Source organism: Rhizobium sp. GCM10022189, from assembly GCF_042656325.1.
Lineage (GTDB): Bacteria > Pseudomonadota > Alphaproteobacteria > Rhizobiales > Rhizobiaceae > Rhizobium.
Window position 1 is genome coordinate 113,357 of the sequence record NZ_JBHSOR010000006.1, and the last position, 19,202, is coordinate 132,558.

12 protein-coding genes are annotated in these 19,202 nt (G+C 61.7%); 1 reads left to right on the forward strand and 11 read right to left on the reverse strand.

Annotated elements, in window-relative coordinates:
- Positions 1 to 27 precede the first annotated feature (27 nt).
- The 11 genes from addA to ACFPWW_RS07280 form a co-directional block, all read right to left on the reverse strand.
- Complete coding sequence (gene addA, locus ACFPWW_RS07230) at positions 28 to 3,573, reverse strand: double-strand break repair helicase AddA (protein ID WP_377311224.1); 3,546 nt, start codon at positions 3,571 to 3,573, stop codon at positions 28 to 30.
- Positions 3,566 to 6,754 carry a double-strand break repair protein AddB gene (addB, locus tag ACFPWW_RS07235; RefSeq protein ID WP_377311225.1) on the reverse strand — a complete coding sequence of 1,063 codons (3,189 nt, stop codon included), beginning with the start codon at positions 6,752 to 6,754 and terminating at the stop codon, positions 3,566 to 3,568. The genes addA and addB overlap by 8 nt, the downstream gene beginning before the upstream one ends.
- A 3-nt stretch (positions 6,755 to 6,757) precedes the next feature.
- On the reverse strand, positions 6,758 to 7,489 hold the full coding sequence (locus ACFPWW_RS07240; protein WP_377311226.1) for a nucleotidyltransferase family protein: 732 nt from the start codon (positions 7,487 to 7,489) through the stop codon (positions 6,758 to 6,760).
- Between the two features lie 12 nt (positions 7,490 to 7,501).
- On the reverse strand, positions 7,502 to 9,013 hold the full coding sequence (gene tsaE, locus ACFPWW_RS07245; RefSeq protein ID WP_377311227.1) for a tRNA (adenosine(37)-N6)-threonylcarbamoyltransferase complex ATPase subunit type 1 TsaE: 1,512 nt from the start codon (positions 9,011 to 9,013) through the stop codon (positions 7,502 to 7,504).
- Positions 9,010 to 11,595, reverse strand: coding sequence for a PAS domain-containing sensor histidine kinase (locus ACFPWW_RS07250; protein WP_377311228.1), 2,586 nt, complete (start codon positions 11,593 to 11,595; stop codon positions 9,010 to 9,012). Before ACFPWW_RS07250 ends, tsaE begins: the two co-directional genes overlap by 4 nt.
- 202 nt (positions 11,596 to 11,797) lie before the next feature.
- Entirely contained in the window at positions 11,798 to 13,198 is a 1,401-nt protein-coding gene (ahcY, locus tag ACFPWW_RS07255) for an adenosylhomocysteinase (protein WP_112702779.1), read from the reverse strand.
- 167 nt (positions 13,199 to 13,365) lie between these two features.
- A complete protein-coding gene (locus tag ACFPWW_RS07260) occupies positions 13,366 to 13,641 on the reverse strand; it encodes an HPr family phosphocarrier protein (protein ID WP_112562628.1) in 276 nt (91 codons plus the stop codon).
- Positions 13,642 to 13,650: 9 nt separating this feature from the next.
- Positions 13,651 to 14,052, reverse strand: coding sequence for a PTS sugar transporter subunit IIA (locus ACFPWW_RS07265; protein WP_007813746.1), 402 nt, complete (start codon positions 14,050 to 14,052; stop codon positions 13,651 to 13,653).
- Between the two features lie 153 nt (positions 14,053 to 14,205).
- Positions 14,206 to 14,646, reverse strand: a complete 441-nt coding sequence (locus tag ACFPWW_RS07270) for an HPr kinase/phosphorylase (protein WP_377311229.1) — start codon at positions 14,644 to 14,646, stop codon at positions 14,206 to 14,208.
- Positions 14,643 to 16,433 (reverse strand): stimulus-sensing domain-containing protein, encoded by a 1,791-nt coding sequence (locus ACFPWW_RS07275; RefSeq protein WP_112562632.1) that lies wholly within the window; start codon positions 16,431 to 16,433, stop codon positions 14,643 to 14,645. The genes ACFPWW_RS07270 and ACFPWW_RS07275 overlap by 4 nt, the downstream gene beginning before the upstream one ends.
- A gap of 76 nt (positions 16,434 to 16,509) precedes the next feature.
- Positions 16,510 to 17,247 (reverse strand): response regulator transcription factor, encoded by a 738-nt coding sequence (locus tag ACFPWW_RS07280; RefSeq protein WP_377311245.1) that lies wholly within the window; start codon positions 17,245 to 17,247, stop codon positions 16,510 to 16,512.
- Positions 17,248 to 17,584: 337 nt separating this feature from the next.
- Between ACFPWW_RS07280 and ACFPWW_RS07285 the strand changes: the two genes are divergently transcribed.
- Positions 17,585 to 19,195 carry a phosphoenolpyruvate carboxykinase gene (locus ACFPWW_RS07285; RefSeq protein WP_112562636.1) on the forward strand — a complete coding sequence of 537 codons (1,611 nt, stop codon included), beginning with the start codon at positions 17,585 to 17,587 and terminating at the stop codon, positions 19,193 to 19,195.
- Positions 19,196 to 19,202 lie beyond the last annotated feature (7 nt).

The following is a 19,202-nucleotide window of genomic DNA, read 5'->3' on the forward strand; positions in this document are numbered from 1 at the left end:
GGTGCCGGAATTTCAATGTCCGATATTTCACTTTGTGTTGAGTCCTGCAAGTGCGGAAGCCAGGGCCTGTTCGCTGAGCGAGTGAATGCTCGCATTTTCCGTATAGATCAGCATGCAATCAATCCGTTTGGCCGGATAGAGCGGTTTCAGGATTTCCCGATAGATCGCAAGCTGGGCCTTGTGCGCAAAGGGAATGGCCTCTTCGCTCGCCGGCGGGACGCGGTTTGTCTTGTAATCCATGATAGCGACGCTGTCGGACAGGACCGCAAGCCGGTCAATGCGGCCGGAAACCGCATAGTCCCGGCCCTCCAGCGTCAATGTCCCCATGATCGAGACTTCCGCCTGTGCATGAACGTTGAACACAGTCTGAAGCCTCCCGTCTTCCAGAAGCTTCACAACCGAATCGATCAGAGCTTGCCGTTCAGCCGGCGGCCAGAATCGCGCTGCGCGCTCAGCATAGCGTTTTGCCGCCTCGGCCCGCTCCTCCGCGGCAATATCGGGCAGGGCTTGCAGCATCCGGTGAATGAGCCGGCCTTTTTCCAGCGACCGATCGCTGCTCTCAGGGTCGCCGAAGAGCGGTGATGTCACCAGCAGATCGTCGGCCTCCTCATCGATAATGGTTCCCGCACCGGAAGGGCTGAGCGGCCGCGGCAATTGTTTCTGCGGCGGCAGAGGGCGGAAGAGGTCCGGCGGGACCGTTTCGATGGTCTCCGGTTTGGGCGCCTGATCCATCCGTTCGAAGCTGCGCTCGACCTGCGGCACGCGCCAGCGGACGCCGTCCCATTCTCCGTCCGGGCTTGAGAAGGTCGTCTTCTCGACATGCGGATGTTCCGCATCGAGCGCGGCAGAAATCATCATATGCCAGGTGTCGTTGTTCAGGCGCACCCCGCGATAACCGCAAACGATCAGCCGATCGGCGGCGCGTGTCATCGCGACGTAGAGCAGGCGCCGGTATTCTTCCTCGGCAAGCGACTGGATGCGCGCCGCGTCATTCGCGGTTAGCGAATTTCCAAGGTCGCTGACCGGAATCCAGACGGGCATCGGCGGCTCGTCCGGCCGGGTGTCGATCAACCGGAGTTTCGGCAGATGCGTGTGGGTAAAGGCCTTGGACCCCCCATCCACCAGGAAGACGATTGGCGCTTCCAGCCCCTTGGACGCATGCACCGTCATGATGCGCACCTCGTTTCGCCCCTTGTCCTGCTCGCGCTTCACTTCGGGCGCTTCAAGCTCCAGCGTCGAGATGAAGGACTGCAGGCCGGGCAGGCCGGACGTTTCGTGATCGAGCGCAAAGGTCAGGAACTCGTCGAGAATATCGCTGACCTCAGTGCCGAGACGCGCCAGGAATTGCCGCCGGCCGCCATGGCTGCCGAGCACCCGCGCATAGAAGTCGTGGACCGAAAAGCTTCGGCATTGCGCAAGGAAGAGTTCCAGCCTGGCAACGGCTGCGGAAAATCGTTCATGGCCGTCGGCCGCATGTTTGCGAAGATGCTGCCAGACGCTTTCCTGGTCGCCGCGCCGCGCCGAGATCGCAAAAATATCTTCCTCCGAGAGATCGAAGAGCGGGCTTTTCAGGACGGCGGCAAGCGAGAGATCGTCTTCCGGCAGAAGAAGAAAACGCCCAAGTGCCATCAGGTCCTGCACGGCAATGTGGCTGGTCAGGACCAGCCGGTCCGCGCCGGCGACCGGAATGTCGCCGCGCCGTTTGAGTTCGCGTGTCAGCGCATTGACGAAGGCGTCGCGCTTGCGAACGAGGACGAGGATATCGCCGGCCTCGATAAAGCGCTCCCTGCCCTTTTCAATGATCGTTTCGCGGCCGACAAGCGTACCGATCGTGTGGGCGATGCGCCGCGCCAGAATGGCGGCCGGAGCGCTTTCGGGTGTGGCGTCGAAAGGAGCCGTCCAGTCCTCGTCCTTCACCACCACATCGGGAACGACCATGTCCCAGAGATCGACGGCACCGGGGTGGCCGATACGGCTGGAGCGATGCACCACAGGTTCGGTGCCGAGCCCGCGCGCGTTCTCGGGGGGCGTAAAGATATGGTCGACTGCCAGCAGCACATCGGACGTGGAGCGGAAGGAGAGCGGTAGGCGAACTGTAGAAAAATCGAGCCCGCTGTTCTGCACGCGACGCTGCGTTCGTTCCTTTTCCTCTGAAAACCGTTCCGGCCGCGCGCCCTGGAAAGAGTAGATCGACTGTTTCTCGTCACCGACGGCAAACAGCGTTCGCACGACCGGCCGCGCGCTTTCGCCCGAGAAAAAATCCTCCGCCAGAGACTGGATGACGCTCCATTGAATGGGGCTGGTGTCCTGTGCCTCATCGACGAGAATATGGTCGATACCCTGATCGAGCTTGTAATGGATCCATGGGCCGACACCGCTCTTCGTCAGCAGGTCGGCCGTGCGTGTGATCAGGTCCTCGAAATCGAGATGGCTGCGCTGTTTCTTCAGCTCCTCGTAGTCCCGGTTCAGGCGATCGGCCAGCACGAGGGCGGCATGGGTCGCCGTATGCATCCGCATCATTTTCAGCCGGTCGCGGCAACTGACGACATGCGCACGTGCGGAGGCGATCGCATCGGCAAGCTGCGGCGCCTCGGCAAGCATCGCCTTGACGAGAAATTGCCCGTCCGTCTTCGGCTCGCCTTTCGACGTGAGGAAAACCTTCTCCAGAATCTGCGAACGTGCGGCGGCATCCCGCTCGCGGGCGGCACGATGCAGGCCGTCGGCAACGTCCTGCGCTTTCGCCCCGCCCTTCGAACCGGCGAGCGAAAGGTAAAGTTCCAGTGTCGCACCCGTCAGCCCCGGTAAGGGCCAGTACCGTTCAGCCAAACCCTCTTCCGTATCGTCGGGCGACAGGCCAAGCTTTGCGCGAAGCAGGCGATCGACGCCGCCATGCGGCTCGGCGGCCAGCATGAAACGGCGTATGGCATTTCTGTTGGCAACGATCTCGCCGAGCAGATTTTCAAGCCCGGATTCATCACCGAGATTGAGCACATAGGCGAAGGCATCGGCGAGATCCCGGTCATTGTCGGGGGTCGTCGCCGTCAAGAGCGAGCGGCGCGCATCGGCAAGCAGCGTCGCGGCTGCCCGATCGTCCAGAACGGAGAAATGACCGGCGACATTTGCCTCCAGCGGAAACTGGTGCAGCAGCGCCTCGCAGAAGGCATGGATCGTCTGGATCTTCAGCCCGCCCGGCGTTTCCAGCGCCTTGGCAAACAGCCGCCTTGCCTCCGCCAGCTTCAGCGAATCCGGCTCACGACCTTCGATCTGGGTGATGCGCCTGGCCAGTTCCTCATCCGGAAAAATCGCCCATTCCGCCAGTCGTTCGAAGACGCGGTTCGACATTTCGGAGGCGGCCGCCTTCGTATAGGTGAGGCAGAGAATGGCGGAAGGCCGCGCCCCCGCAAGCAGCAGCCGGATCACCCGCTGCGTCAGCACGTGGGTCTTGCCGGAACCGGCATTGGCCGACACCCAGGCCGAACGGGCTGGATCGGAGGCAATCGCCTGCTGGATCGTCGTCCAGCTGATCCACGTGCCGGGATCGTCGCCCTCGGGAAGCGCCGTCGGATCAATCATCGCCGCCTCCGTCAGGGTCTGCGGTTGCCCATTCCGCAACGCGTGCGAGATGGTCGTAATCGCCGCCGAAATCGAATTGCTGAGCAGGGATCAGCCGCGAGGTAAAGCCTTTTTCGCCCGACTGCAGCAGGCTGACGAATTTCACCAGCTGGTCGATCGATTCCTCGGCAAGCTGCATCGCCGATTTTGCCTTGTCGCCATTGGCCCCCTCATTGTTGACTTTCTCGGCATCGAAACGGTTGCCCGGCCGCAGGCGAACGTAAAGGAGATCGTTTGGTAGGAGGCTACCTGCCTCACTGAAAGCTCCTGCGTGTAGCGCTGCTGCTTCAAGTGCCAGCTGCGGATCAAGAAGAGTACGGGCTTGCCTCACGGTAGGGTTATAGCCAGTCTTATAATCGATAATGTCGGCGCTGTTAGGTCCCTTGATATCGATCCGGTCGGCGACCCCGGTGAGCCGGATATCGATCCCGTCGAGTTCGACACCACCTCTCACTTCGGTCAGCCGCTTCTGCACGTCGGTCTGCCGCCCGGCTTCCCAGGTGAGGAAGGCCCGCGCAACCTCGCGGAAACGCGGTCGCCAGACCGCGTCGATATGCGCCGGCAGCTTCTCCATGTTGAAGAGTTCCGTCAGAATGGTTTCCATCGCCGCTGCCGCATCGGGCGTTCCCGCGACATGGCCCTCGCGGACGAAGCGGTCGATGATCTTGTGGTAAAGCGTGCCCCGCTCTGCTGCGCCCGGATCCCGGTTGAACGGATCGACGGGATCGAGCCGCAAAACGCGCCGCGCATAGATCGCATAGGGATCGCGGCGCAGCCGGCCGACTTCGCTGAAGGAATAGGACTTGGGCTGCAACTCGCGCGGCGGCCTTGGAGACGGTCTTTGTGCCGGCGCCTGATGGTCTCCGAGGTCGATCTGGTTCGCCCAGTGAACGAAACGCGCACCCCGCTCGCGCAGTTGTTCTTCAAAATCCTCGCCGCCAAGCGCCAGCAGCCGCTGCAGCCATCGCGAGGCGACGGTTGGGGTCGAACCCTGCCGCAACGCGCGCGAATAGATCAGGTGGCGGGTGCCGTTCGCCATCTCGAAGTCATGCGCCAGCTGGCCGATGCGCCGCTCCGGCGGTTCAAGCCCGATTTCCGTCTTCATCATACGGGAGACGAAGGGATTGTTGGCGGTCTGACCCGGCCACGATCCTTCATTGAGGCTGCCGAGGATCAGCGTATCGACATTCTGCAGGCGTGCTTCCAGCGTACCGAAGATGAAGAGGCGGGGGTGGCTCAGCGCACCGGGTTTGACGGCATGTCCGGCCGACAGCGCCTGCATGATATCGATCCACTGCGGACCGTCCGCATCCATCTGGCCGTCGGTATCGATCACTTCGCCAAGCAGGCTCGCCAGGGCATCACCCGCCTCACCGGACCAGAGGCTCGCCAGATTGCCGTGTTCGCCGGCCGCGACAGCTTCAAGAGCACGGCCCGTCCGTTCGGCCCATTGCGACAGCGAGATGCCCGTGACCGGGCCATCACCGTTCCTGCGATGGAGTGCGAGCGCCGATACGAGCGGCTCCACGGCGCGTTCCACTTTCTGCGCCAATGTGCGGGCCATGTCCGTCGCCCCGGATGGCAGCGATTTGCGCCACACCGGCGCATGTCTGTCGAGTGCCTGCTCCGAAAGCTGATGGTCGAGCAGCCGTTCGAGCGCTCCGATATTCACTTCCGCCGTGCCCCCGCGCAGGGCCAGCAACTCCAGCGCTTCGACAGCCGCAGTCAGAAAGCTGCGTTCCAGCCCGAACTGGGCAAGCGGGTGTTTGAGCAGGGAGACGATGGCGACAGGATCGCCAGGACGCAGCGTCGCTTCGAGAAGCAGTTGCAGCAGCGTGCCCTGCGCAGTTGCCGAAAGTGGGGTACCGGCCGAATCGTCGGCGAGAATGCCGAAGCGGGAGAGCTCCGCCATGACGCGGCGGGCGAGATTGCGGTCCGGCGTAATAAGTGCAGCCCGGCTTTCGCCATCTGCCCCCGGCTGTTCCAGCGCCAGCCGCAGGGCAACGGCAATCGCCGTCGCTTCCTCGCGTTCGTTGGCGGCTTCGATCATCGATACGTCGGCGAATGCCGCGGCAATGGTTCCTTCCGGCAGGTTTTTCTTCCAATCGCCCCAGCTGCTCGTGGCCTCCGATGGCGTGAGCGCGCGCGACAGAACTTCCGCGCGTGAACGCAGGTCGGCCTCTGCGTCATCGATCGGCTGGACATCCTCTCGGGTAAGCTTCAGGCGCTTCAACAGGACGGAAAGACCATATTGCGGATGTGTGCGGCTCGCCGGATTGGCCCGTTGACCCGGCAGGAGATCGGGGGCGACAAGCCGCCAATGCTCCTCCGGCATGGAAAGATCGAGGCCGGGCAACACGATCACGCCTTCCGGAAGGTTCGCCACCGCACCGATGAGATCAGCCGTGGCAGGAAGCGAACCTGTCGAGCCGGCAATGATGATCGGACCGGGAGGTTTTGCCGCCGAAAGCCGGCCGGCTTCAGCGCGCAGAATGGCGTTGCGGTGTCGGGCTGGCGAAGAGCGGCCGAGTTCAACCAGCCGCTCCGGCCAGAACGCGCTGGCGATCTGCAGGAATTCGGCCGTCAGCTGCCACCAGGCCGCATAGTCGCCCGTCTCGAGCCTTCCGAGTTCGGACCATGCAAGATCCTCGGTCTCGATCGAGTCGATCAGTTCCGCCAGGTTGCGGGCAAGCCAGATGGCATCGGCCGGGCTTGCCGGCGCGACAAGGGGCGATTCCGAATGGATATGCCGGACGATCTCGGGCAGCTTGTTGCGCCAGGCAAGGATCAGCCGCGCCAGTTCCAGAAGGCGCGCGGTATTGGACAATGGCTGGGCAAGATCGATCGTCGCGGGCAGCGCCTCGTCAAAATAGCCGCTGTCGTCATCCGTCTCTCCGAGCGGCCGGATAACCGGCAGGATCGCCGAACGGCCGCCGAGCAGATCGACGAATTCCGAACGCAGCACGCGCACGGCGCGCCGGGTCGGCAGATAGATCGTCACCTTCGCGAGCGACAGAGGATCGGCGGCATCATGCCGGAAAAGCGGCGTCAGCCGCCCGTCGCAAAGCGAACTCGCCAGCGTCTTCAGAAAGGGAAGACCGGACGGGATCGTCAAAATGCGTGGCCGGTGCCGCTCCGCCATCGATCAAGCAAACGTCCGGAACCGCCGGATCGTCTCCTCTGCACCGTCAATTGCATCAGGCGTGCCGACCGTCAGCCAATGGCCTTCCATCATCATGCCGAAGAGCCGGCGGCGGGCGATCGCCTTGTCGAAATAGATATTCAGGTTGAAGGCCTCTTCGGGCGCATCGTCGAGCAGCGCGGGGCTCATGACGATGGCACCGGCATAGACGACCGGGTTGGACGGATCGTCGCGATAGCGCGTCAGCCGACCGTCGGCAGCGAGGCTGAAGTCGTTCTTGCCGTTATGTCCCGTCGTGTCCTCGATGCGCACGCAGAGCAGCGCCATATCCATGCGTTCGGCATCGAAGAATCCGGCTAAGCGCCGCAGATTGCTCGGCCGCCCGACCGGCTCCCCGATCCAGAAAAGATCGGCGTTCATGACGAAAACCGGTTCCCGCCGGAGCAGCTTCAGGCCTTTCGCCAGTCCTCCGCCGGAATTCATCAGCGCATCGCGCTCGTCTGAAATGAGGATATCCAGCCCGCGATAGCTTTTCAGATGATCCTCCATCTGGTCCGCAAAATGGTGGACATTGACGGCAACCTGTTCGACCCCGGCCTCGGCAAGCGAATCCAGCGCGTAGTCGATCATCGGCTTTCCGCCGATCTTCACCAGAGGCTTCGGAATAGTGTCGGTAATCGGGCGCATGCGGGTTCCGAGGCCCGCGGCCAGTACCATGGCTTGTCTGATGGTCATGCTGGTCCGGATCTATGATTCGACTGGCAGTATTCCAGCCCTTGTGCACCATTCGCGCAAGGGGGCAAGCGTCTCATGTTCCAGCGCCACTTTGAGATAGGCAAGCGTGCGCGGCATGTGCTGCAGATAACCGGGCTTGCCGTCCCGCTGCAGGAGCCGCACCCAGAGACCGGCAAGCTTGCAATTGCGCTGCGCAGACATGATGGCCCATGCCTTCATGAATCCGGCTTCGTCGAAACCGCCTTGCGCGCGCCGGAGCGAAAGATAATCGGCCATCAGCAGGCGGAAGAGGTCGGGCTCGATCGTCACACGTGCGTCCTGGACGATGGAGGCAAGGTCATAGGCGGTCGGGCCGATCATCGCGTCCTGAAAGTCGATGAGGCCGATCTTGCGGACGCCGTTCTCATGCTCCCGCCAGATGATGTTGGGCGAATGAAAATCACGCAGAAGCAGGGTCTTTTCAGCCGACCGCAGCTCGTCGATCAGCTGATCCCAGATCGCGAGATATTCCTCGCGCTCGGCATCTGAAGGAGGCGCTTCGCGTTTCCAGGCAATGTGCCAGTCGAGCAGAAGACGCACTTCCATCTTCATCGCCGTGCGATCGAACTCCGGAATGTGATGGGTGTGCGTGGCCGTGACCGGGATATCCTGCGGGATCTGCATCGAGTGAAGATGGGCAAGGCAGGCGACGCTTTCCCGGTAGCGCTCGACGATCGGGCTGCCTTCATCGTCCAGCACGCCCTCGGTGCCCAGATCCTCGATCAGCAGGATGCCCTGCTGGTAATCGACCTTCTCGATTTTCGGCGTCGCAAAGCCACGCTCGCGCAGCGCATCGGCGATCGCGACGAACGGATAGGCGTCCTGCGCCAGGTGGGCGACCTTGGGATAGGGCTTGCCGTCATAAATCGGCGGCCCTTCGGGCGGTGGCCGCCAGTCCATGAGGATTTTCCGCGTGCCGTCGCCGAGATGGAAATATTCGTATGCGCGAAGCGATGCATCGCCCGTCAGAAACCGCCGTTCGGCGTCACCATAGCCGGCATCGGCGAGAAAGCTGCGGATCGCGAGCACGCGCCGGATACGGGACGCACTTTGCTCCGGCGCCGTGATCGTGGCCCGCCGCCCGCTTCCTTCGTGTTCAAGCCGCAGCGATATGCGCCCTTCAGGCAGTTCGCCTTCCGCCATTTCCGGCCATTCAACGATGCAGATACCGTTTTCGAGCGCCTCATCGAAACCGAGTTCCGTCAATTCCGAGGGGTCGCCGAGCCGATAGAGATCGAAATGTGAAACCGGGATCCGCAGCTCGTAGGATTGCACGAGGGTGAAGGTCGGGCTTGGAACTTCCAGCCCGTCGTCTTCGGCCACCGTCCGCAGGAAGGCGCGTGCGAGGGAGGATTTTCCCGCCCCAAGATCGCCGGAGAGAGCCAGGCAATCGCCGGCTTTCAAGGCAAGCGCCAGATCGTTGCCGAGGCGGAGCGTTGCCGCCTCGTCTTCCAGTAGAAGCGAAATCACGTCGCCTTGCGTCATTCGGCGGCGACGGAATGCGGCAGGTTGATGGAAGGGATGCGGCAGGTCACGGTCGTCCCCTTTCCGGGCTCGCTGTCGATGCTGACTTCGCCATTATGCAGGCTGACGAAACTGTCCACAATCGAAAGTCCAAGCCCGGCGCCGCCACGTTTGCCGCTCTTCGCACCGGTTGCAAAACGATCGAAGACCGTGGCGACCATTTCGGGAGAAATACCGGGACCGCGATCGCGGACGGAGAAGACGAAATCCGTGCCTTCCCGACGGCATTCCAGCGAAATGGACGCGCCTTCCGGCGAGAAGTTGGCGGCATTGGCGAGAAGCTTCAGCAGGATCTGCTTCAGCCGCTGCGGATCGGCGACGATCGAGCCGAGATAGGCAGGTGCAGTGATCTCAAGCGAAACACCGCTTTCCTGCAGCCGATCGGCGATCTGCATGGAAACGTCGTCGAGCAGGTCGGCGAGATCGATTTCCGCATAGTTGAGCCGCATGATGCCGGCATCGACGGTCGCAAGATCGAGAATGTCGTTGACGAGCGTCAGAAGCACCGAGGAGGAAGTGGCGATATGGTCGATATATTCGGCCTGCCGTTCGTTCAGTGACCCGACGCCCGGCGTGCGCAGCAGATCGGTAAAGCCGATAATGTTCGTCAGCGGCGAGCGCAGCTCGTAGGAGACGTGCTGCACGAAATCGTTCTTCAGCTCGTCCGCCTTGCGCAGCGCCTCGTTCTTTTCCGTCAGCGCCCGTTCGGCCCGGACGCTGTCGGTCATGTTGACGAAAGTCAGCATGGTCTGCGCGTTCGGCAGCGGGATCACGGCGAAGTCGAGCACGAGGCCGGACAGCAGCTCAAGCGTTCCCTGGCTGGAGCGCCGCTCGTCGTCGAAGCTGGTAATCAGCTCGGCAAAGGTCTTCCAGCCGTCGGGCTGGTCATAGGACGGCGCGCAGACTTCGCCGATGGCGCGGATATGCGTACCGGGCTTGGCCTCCGTCTCCGTAATGCCCCACAGAGCCCGGAAGGCCGGGTTGGAAAGACGAATGCGCCCATCGGGGCCGAAGACGGCAACACCTTCCGAAAGGTGGTCGATCGTCTCGCCCTGCACCTTTACCAGCGTATTGTAGCGTGTCTCGAGATCGACCTGTTCGGTCAGGTTCTCGAAAACCCAGGTGGCGCCGCCCTGCGGATGCGCGGTGGCAAAGACACGCAGCGTCTGCCCGTTCGGCAGGTGCCAGAGGTCGGATTGCGTATCGAGCGAACGATAGACGGAAAGCGCCGCTTCCTTCCACGATTTCCAGTTCAGCTGGTCGGGAAGCTTCTTGGCGGCGCGCAGGCGCTCCAGAAGTTCGCTGTTGTCGGGCTTGCTTTCGAGGAACGAGATGTCGAGTTCCCAGAGCGAAACGAAGGCCTGATTGTAGAATTGCAGCCGGCGGTCGCCGTCGAAGATGGCAACCGGCGTTGCCAGATGGTCGAGCGTCTCGGCATGGCTCTTCAGCGTGCGTTCCAGTTCGGCGCGCACCGCTTCGACATCCGAAACATCGACCGCAATGCCTGCCGAGCCGCTGGGGACCTTCACGTCGACGACGTCGAAAAAGGTGCGGTTGCCGCGCACGACGGTTGAGATCGTATCGTGAAACGGCGATTCCGGCGTCGCCGTGGCGCGGATGCGCTCGCGGGCGATCGTCGTCAGGATCTCGCGGCCCTCGTTGATTGCCTGCTGGGGCGACTGCGCCTCGACTGCATCGCCGTAGGCATGGTTGACCCAGGTCAGGCGGCCGGCCGTGTCGCGCTGCCAGGCAGGCATGTCGATGGCGTCCAGCATGCTCTGAAACGCGGAAATCGACGTCATCAGCCGGTCCCGCTCGATCTTCAATTCGGCAAGTTCGGCGCGCAGATTGTTGAGTGCCACGAAGCGGACGAAGGCACGCCCGCCGGAAACCCGGCCCTGTGCCTCAAGCACTTCGTCGCGAATGGTCTCGACCACCATGTCGAAGCTCTCGGCCTGCTCGCGCAAGCGGCCGATCGCCCGCTCCAGCTCGGATGCCGATCGCGCTTTCAGCCAGAGGCCGAAGGCGAGGAATTCGTTGTCCTGCGGCGCGCCGGTTTCCGGCGGAAGCTGGCCGAGCAGTTCCGGCCGGGCGACGCCGTCCCAGATGACGATGCGCCGGTTCTTGTCGGCGATGAGCGCCTGATATTGTGAAATGCGCTGCTGTGCATCCGAAAGTGCCGAGCGGATCTCACGGCTTTCATTTTCGAGATTGCCGCGCTGGCGCACCAGCCAGAGCGTCGAAAGCAGCGCAGCCGAAATGACGCCTATGACGACGGAAAGGCCGACAACCTGCGAAGAGGTAAAGAGATGTGCCGATGCGCCAATGCCGGGCTGCGCCTGCGCCAGAACCGGCCAGGCGGGTAGGGCGGCAGCGGTGCTCGCAGCGCACAGCTTCGCAATACGGGCCAAAGACCACGGCCTTTGCCTTGCGGCCATAGGGGCCGTGGCAAACCTATGTTTTTGGCCTGCCTGAAGCGGGCGGTCAGCGGCGTAAGCGCTATCCTCCGCCTGTCCGGGCAGGCTGTGTTTCATTTCCGACATCCGCGGTATGTCTCCGTCCTTTAATGTGCCGCATCACGACAAGACATCCCATTTTCGTGGAAAACGGAGAGCTCCGAAGCCACGAATCAAGTCTTAAAACAATACTTCGGAAGGGAATCGTCGGAAAGAGAGCGCCTAAAAAATAAGCCCCGGCATTTGTCAATGCCGGGGCCACCACATCTTGTGGATATCGAGGATGAAATCAGTATCTGTAGTGGTCGGACTTGAACGGACCCTGCGGCTTCACGCCGATATAGGCAGCCTGCTCTTCGCTGAGCTGGGTAAGTTTCACGCCGAGCTTGTCGAGGTGAAGGCGCGCGACCTTCTCGTCGAGGTGCTTCGGCAGGATGTAGACCTTGTTCTCGTACTGGCCGGGCTTGGTGAAGAGCTCGATCTGCGCCAGCGTCTGGTTGGTGAACGAAGCCGACATGACGAAGGACGGATGGCCCGTCGCGTTGCCGAGGTTCAGGAGGCGGCCTTCGGAGAGAAGGATGATGCGATTGCCCTTGGGGAACTCGATCAGGTCGACCTGCGGCTTGACGTTCGTCCACTTCAGGTTACGCAGTGCCGCCACTTCGATTTCGTTGTCGAAATGGCCGATATTGCCGACGATCGCCATGTCCTTCATCTGACGCATGTGGTCGATGCGGATGACGTCCTTGTTGCCGGTGGTGGTGATGAAGATATCGGCGGAGGAAACGACGTCCTCGAGCAGAACGACTTCGTAACCGTCCATGGCGGCCTGCAGGGCGCAGATCGGATCGGCTTCCGTCACCTTGACGCGGGCGCCGGCGCCGGAAAGCGAAGCGGCAGAACCCTTGCCGACGTCGCCGTAACCGCAGACGACGGCAACCTTGCCGGCCATCATCACGTCGGTGCCGCGGCGGATACCGTCAACCAGCGATTCCTTGCAGCCGTACTTGTTGTCGAACTTCGACTTGGTGACGGAATCGTTGACGTTGATGGCCGGGAAGGGCAGCAGGCCCTTCTGGCTGAGCTGATAGAGACGGTTGACGCCCGTCGTGGTCTCTTCGGTAACGCCCTTGATGGCCTCACGCTGCTTGGTGAACCAGCCGGGCGTTGCTGCCAGACGCTTCTTGATCTGCGCGAAGAGGATTTCCTCTTCCTCGGAATGCGGCTTGGAGAGAACGTCCTCACCGGCTTCGGCGCGCGCGCCGAGCAGGATGTACATGGTGGCGTCGCCGCCGTCATCGAGGATCATGTTGGAGAAGCCGCCATCGGTCCACTGGAAGATCTTGTCGGTGTAGTTCCAGTAATCGACGAGGGATTCGCCCTTGACGGCGAAGACCGGAATGCCGGCCGCCGCGATGGCTGCCGCGGCATGGTCCTGCGTCGAGAAGATGTTGCACGAGGCCCAGCGAACTTCGGCGCCGAGGGCCACCAGCGTCTCGATGAGAACGGCGGTCTGGATCGTCATATGCAGCGAACCGGTGATGCGCGCGCCCTTCAGCGGCTTGGTTTCGCCAAATTCCGCGCGGCACGACATGAGGCCCGGCATTTCGGTTTCGGCGATCGAAATTTCTTTGCGGCCGAAATCCGCAAGGCCGATATCGGCGACGACATAATCTTTTTCAGTGCTCATAAGGCTCTCCAGGCTGAAAACGTCTCAAACACATCGCAAAGGCGCGACGATGACCGCAACGGTTGGAACGGGTGCGGGATGCACGTCATGCCCGCCGTTTAGCAGGCTTCGACCGTGAAGGCAACGGGGATATAAAGAAGTCTTTATATCTTTATATGTCGCGAAGGTCAGATCTCTTCGCCGAACTTGTTCTGGATCAGCTGGTCGAGGGCGTCCAGCGCTTCAACGGCCTGATTGCCGGTGGCCGAAACGATGACGCTGGAGCCTGGGCTTGCCGCAAGCATCATGAGGCCCATGATGGACGTGCCGCCCACCGTCATGCCGTCCTTGGAAACGGTGATCGTCGCATCGAAGGCATCGACCGTCTGGACAAACTTTGCCGAAGCGCGCGCATGCAGGCCGCGTTTGTTGATGATGAGGAGTTCCCGGGAGAGCGGTGTCATGGAGGCTTCTTACTTTCCGCTCAGAACCCGGCTTGCAACGTTGATATATTTGCGGCCTGCTTCCGAAGCTTCGGCAAGCGCCTTTTCCATATTGTTTTCGCCGCGCACGCCGGCAAGCTTGATCAGCATCGGCAGATTGACGCCGGCAATCACTTCGGTGTGGCCACTGCTCATCACCGAGATGGCGAGGTTGGAAGGTGTACCGCCGAACATGTCGGTGAGAATGACGACGCCATGGCCGTCGTCTGCGCCGGAAACGGCTTCGAGAATGTCCTGTCGTCTCTGGTCCATGTCGTCTTCCGGTCCGATGCAGACCGTCTCGATGAATTTCTGAGGACCGACGACGTGCTCTACGGCATGACGAAACTCTTCAGCCAGCTTGCCATGAGTGACAAGCACAAGTCCGATCATGATATTACTGCTCCCATGGCATACGCAAACGGTGGCCCCAATATCGCAACGCAGCAATTACGTCCACCGGTGGGGGCACATCTTGGCGATCAAAAGCCGAAGTGCAAGATAAAAATACAAACGTATAGTCCGTCTCGGACCGTCCGGAAGGCTTCAACTTCCGATTTCCGGCGCTTTTGCCATCAGTACGGCAAGAGGCAGCGGAAGATTGGGCAGCAATCGCAGCGCAGGCAGTTCGAAACCCTCGGCAAGAACGACGGTTTCGCCATCAGCGGGGAGGCGGTCTTCGCCTGTGGCGCTGGCCGGCAGGACCGCAAAATGCATCGCCGCCTGGGCGATATGGGCCTGCTTTACGATCCCTGTTCCGCGCAATTCGATAAGCCCGGCAATGGAAAGCGGGCAAGCGGCAGTGACGGCTCCGCCATCCTTCGAAAGAAGCACCTGATCGTCAGCGACCAGAGCGGAAAAAATACCCTGCCGGCGCGCCTCCGCCATGCAGGTAAAGGCGGTCATCGACTTGCCCCAGCCCGAGGGACCGGTGAAAAGGAGGCCGGTCTTTCCAATGACGATTGCGGTGGCGTGGATGTTGATCATGCTGCGGCATCGGCCGGAAGGGCAAGGATGAAGCGGGCGCCAAGCAGTTTGCCGCTCTCGTCGTCGACGATGTTTTCGGCTCGCAGCGAGCCGCCATGCGCCTCGGCGATCTGTCGGCTGATGGAAAGTCCGAGGCCGGAATTCTGGCCGAAGCCCTCGGATTCCGGCCGGTCGGTATAGAAGCGTTCGAAGATGCGGTCGATATTCTCCGCCTGGATGCCCGGACCGTTGTCTTCGATATAGACGACGCAGCGTGAGCGGGTGCGGACAAGGCGGACCGTGATCTTGCCGTTGTGTTCGGGCACGAAGGAGCGCGCGTTTTCGATCAGGTTGGTGATGATCTGGCCGATGCGCAGGTCGTGTCCATTGACGACGAAACGCGTCTTCACGTTCGGCTTGCGGTCCACGACATATTCGATTTCGACCTGTTTCTTGGTATTGCGGATCTGGCGCGACACGTCGATCAGGTCGCGCAGCAGCACTTCCAGATCGACGGAGCCGGCATCGACGCGCGCAAGCTCGGCATCGAGGCGGGATGCGTCCGAAATATCGCTGATCAGGCGGTCGAGACGGCGGACATCGTGCTGGATAACGTCCATCAGCCGCTTCTTGGAATCGTCGGACTTGGCAAGCGGCAGCGTTTCGACGGCGCTGCGCAGCGAGGTCAGCGGGTTCTTCAGCTCGTGGCTGACATCGGCCGCGAAGCTCTCGATCGCGTCGATCCGGTCATAGAGGGCGGTCGTCATCTCGCGCAGCGCGATGGAAAGGTTGCCGATTTCATCCTGGCGTACGGAGAAATCAGGAATCTCCTCACGCTCCTTGGCGCCGCGGCGCACGCGGATCGCGGCCGCCGAAAGCCGGCGCAGCGGATTGGCGATGGTCGACGAGAGAACCAGCGACAGGAGTACGTTGACGAGCGTGGCGACACCGAAGACACGCATGATGGCAAGACGCTCGGCATGCACGATATTGTCGATATCGCCGGCCTGCGTCGACAGCAGCAATACGCCGAGCACGGCGCGGAAGCGCTGGATCGGCACGGCAACCGAGACGATGAGTTCGCCCTTTTCGGTCGTGCGCACCACCGCACCGCGCACGCCCGTCAGCGCATTCATCACTTCCGGATAGATGGAGCCGTCACCACCGGGCGCTTCCTTGTAGACAGGAAGATTGCCCGGCTGCAGGGCCTTGTTGAAGAGAGCCGTGAACCATTCACTCCAGGTCTGTTTTTCCTCTTCCACCGGCGGCAGGTCGAAGCGCAGGACCTGGCCACGCGAATAGAGGTGGCGGGAATCGAGCAGCAGGTTGGCATCGGCGTCGAAGATGCGGGCGCGCGTGCGGGTGGGCGAGATCAGCCGGCGCAGAACCGGCGCCACTTTCTCCGGGTCGATCGGAAATTCGAGGTCCTCGTCGTTCGGCACCGGCGTAATGCTCTGGCCGGCCTGCAGTTCGAGCAGCTTCTGCGGATCGATGGTGATCGAGTTCGTGTCGACGGAGGCCGATGCCGAAACCGCGCCGGCAATGATTTCGCCTTGCGTCAGCAGGCTTTCGACGCGTGCGTCGATCAGGCCTTCTCGGAACTGGTTGAGGTAGAGAATGCCGCCGACGAGAACGAGCAGGGCCGCAAGGTTGAAGAAGACGATGCGGCGCGTCAGGCTGGAAAAGACGGCATTGCCGAAGATGCGGCGGATCAGGGTGAAGGGATGCGACCAACGCCGGCCCCTGACGCGTCGGGTGCTCACGCCCTCCGCATCATCCAGATCCCTTTCCTGCACCAACTGTGCCAATCACGGCCCTTTCGGAGGGCGGGGCCAGTCTGCCCGGCCCGCCACCCTCGTTCGTCTCTTCCTGCGCTGCGAGGCGTCAGGCTGCTTCGCGGAAGCGGTACCCCACACCGTAAAGCGTTTCAATCATATCAAAGTCAGTATCGACCATCTTGAACTTCTTGCGCAGCCGCTTGATGTGGCTGTCGATGGTGCGGTCATCAACATACACCTGTTCGTCGTAGGCGGCATCCATCAGGGCGTCGCGGCTTTTCACCACACCCGGGCGCTGCGCCAGCGAATGCAGAATCAGGAATTCGGTGACGGTCAGGGTGACGGCCTCGCCCTTCCAGGTGCAGGTGTGGCGCTCCTGGTCCATGACCAGCTGGCCGCGCTCGAGCGACCGGGCCTGCTGAACCGCTCCGGCTTTCGGCGCGCCGGCTGCGGCACTGCCGCCGGCGGCAGCCGCCTCGCGGCTCGACGCACGACGCAGCACGGCGCGAACGCGCTCGACCAGCAGACGCTGCGAGAAGGGCTTGGTGATGAAGTCGTCGGCGCCCATCTTCAGGCCGAAGAGCTCGTCTATCTCTTCGTCCTTGGAGGTGAGGAAGATGACGGGCATGTCCGACTTCTGGCGAAGACGGCGCAACAGCTCCATGCCGTCCATACGCGGCATCTTGATATCGAAGATCGCCAGCTGCGGCGGGCGCGCGAGCAGACCATCGAGCGCCGAAGCGCCATCCGTATAGGTTTCGACCTTATATCCTTCAGCTTCCAGTGCAATCGACACGGAAGTGAGAATGTTGCGGTCGTCGTCAACGAGCGCGATTGTCGGCATGGTGTTCGTCTCCGTCATCAGTGCGCAATCTCCCGGATTGGTCATCCCCAGGCGGTCTTCGTGACCGGTTGCGCTTATGGAGGATAAAGGTGGAACAAATTGTGGCAAAGATAAAGGGGTAGATTGCCAGCCTGTATGGCGCGCAACCTAAAGTGGTGCGACAACTTGTTTCAACAGGAGGTCTTCAAACGATTTAAAACAGAATGCAGAAATTTAAATCGATTAATTATTTGATATTGCTGCATTTTCTAAGATTCTGCCTATTGCCATTTAAAAATTCTCCTCTTACTTTCGCGCTGATTTTAACGGCCAAGGCGCCTCAGCGAAGGGAAAAGCTATGGAGACGTTCGGAGTTCACAACCAGGCAATCGAGCTGGCGACGATCGGTTTCGGCGGCGCACGGAGCGTCCGCTACAACCTCTCCGCCGCTCTTCTCTACGAGGAATCGATTCGCCGGGGAGAAGCCGAACTGACAGCCCAGGGCGCTCTTCGCGCAGTGACCGGCCAGCACACCGGCCGCTCGCCGAAGGACAAGTTCGTCGTCCGCGACGAGAAGACCGATGGTCAGATCTGGTGGGACAACAACAAGCCGATGTCGCCGGAGCATTTTGCTCTGCTCCATAAGGACATGCTGGCCCATGCCGCCGACAAGGATCTCTTCGTGCAGGATCTCATCGGCGGCGCCGATGCGGGCCAGGCGCTGCCGACCCGCGTTGTGACCGAATTCGCCTGGCACTCGCTCTTCATCCGCAACCTGTTGATCCGTCCGAAGGCTGACGCGCTCGCGAGCTTCGCGCCGAAGCTGACGATCATCGACCTGCCGAGCTTCAAGGCCGAGCCGGAGCGTCACGGCTGCCGCACCGAAACGGTGATCGCCTGCGATCTGACGAACGGCATCGTGCTGATCGCCGGCACCTCCTATGCCGGGGAGATGAAGAAATCGGTCTTTACCGTGCTGAACTATCTGCTGCCCGAAAGGGGTGTCATGCCGATGCACTGCTCGGCCAATGTCGGCCCGGCTGGCGATGCGGCGGTCTTCTTCGGCCTCTCGGGCACAGGCAAGACGACCCTTTCGGCCGATCCGGCCCGTACGCTGATCGGCGATGACGAGCACGGCTGGGGCGAAAACGGCATCTTCAATTTCGAAGGCGGCTGCTATGCCAAGACCATTCGCCTTTCGGCCGAAGCCGAACCGGAAATCTACGCCACGACCCAGCGCTTCGGGACTGTGCTTGAAAACGTCGTTCTCGACGAAAATCGCCAACCGGATTTCGATGATGCGTCGCTCACCGAGAACACCCGTTGCGCCTATCCGATGCATTTCATCCCGAACGCATCGGAAACCGGGCTTGCGCCTCATCCGAAGACGATCATCATGCTGACGGCCGATGCCTTCGGCGTCATGCCGCCGATCGCCAAGCTGACGCCCGATCAGGCCATGTATCACTTCCTCTCCGGCTACACTGCCAAGGTGGCCGGCACGGAAAAGGGTGTCGTGGAACCGGAAGCAACCTTCTCGACCTGCTTCGGCGCGCCTTTCATGCCGCGCCATCCTGCCGAATACGGCAATCTCCTGAAGGAGCTCATCGGCCGGCACGGCGTTCAGTGCTGGCTCGTCAATACGGGCTGGACCGGCGGCGCCTACGGCGTCGGCAAGCGTATGCCGATCAAGGCTACCCGCGCCCTGCTGACGGCAGCCCTTTCGGGCGAACTCGCCAAGGCCGAGCTTCGCACCGATCCGAACTTCGGTTTTGCCGTTCCGGTGGCCGTCGAAGGCGTCGATACCGGCATCCTCGATCCGCGCTCGACCTGGGCCGACAAGCAGGCTTACGACGCACAGGCCGAAAAGCTGGTTTCCATGTTCATCGCCAACTTCGCCAAGTTCGAGGACCATGTCGACGGCGGTGTGCGCGACGCGGCTCCGGGCACCAGGGTCGCCGCCGAATAATTCGCCA

Coding starts and splice junctions, on each gene's coding strand:
- addA (WP_377311224.1), bottom strand. CDS start 3,573: ATGATTGATCCGACGGCGCTTCCCGAGGGCGACGATCCCGGCACGTGG.
- addB (WP_377311225.1), bottom strand. CDS start 6,754: ATGGCGGAGCGGCACCGGCCACGCATTTTGACGATCCCGTCCGGTCTT.
- ACFPWW_RS07240 (WP_377311226.1), bottom strand. CDS start 7,489: ATGACCATCAGACAAGCCATGGTACTGGCCGCGGGCCTCGGAACCCGC.
- tsaE (WP_377311227.1), bottom strand. CDS start 9,013: ATGACGCAAGGCGACGTGATTTCGCTTCTACTGGAAGACGAGGCGGCA.
- ACFPWW_RS07250 (WP_377311228.1), bottom strand. CDS start 11,595: ATGTCGGAAATGAAACACAGCCTGCCCGGACAGGCGGAGGATAGCGCT.
- ahcY (WP_112702779.1), bottom strand. CDS start 13,198: ATGAGCACTGAAAAAGATTATGTCGTCGCCGATATCGGCCTTGCGGAT.
- ACFPWW_RS07260 (WP_112562628.1), bottom strand. CDS start 13,641: ATGACACCGCTCTCCCGGGAACTCCTCATCATCAACAAACGCGGCCTG.
- ACFPWW_RS07265 (WP_007813746.1), bottom strand. CDS start 14,052: ATGATCGGACTTGTGCTTGTCACTCATGGCAAGCTGGCTGAAGAGTTT.
- ACFPWW_RS07270 (WP_377311229.1), bottom strand. CDS start 14,646: ATGATCAACATCCACGCCACCGCAATCGTCATTGGAAAGACCGGCCTC.
- ACFPWW_RS07280 (WP_377311245.1), bottom strand. CDS start 17,247: ATGCCGACAATCGCGCTCGTTGACGACGACCGCAACATTCTCACTTCC.
- ACFPWW_RS07285 (WP_112562636.1), top strand. CDS start 17,585: ATGGAGACGTTCGGAGTTCACAACCAGGCAATCGAGCTGGCGACGATC.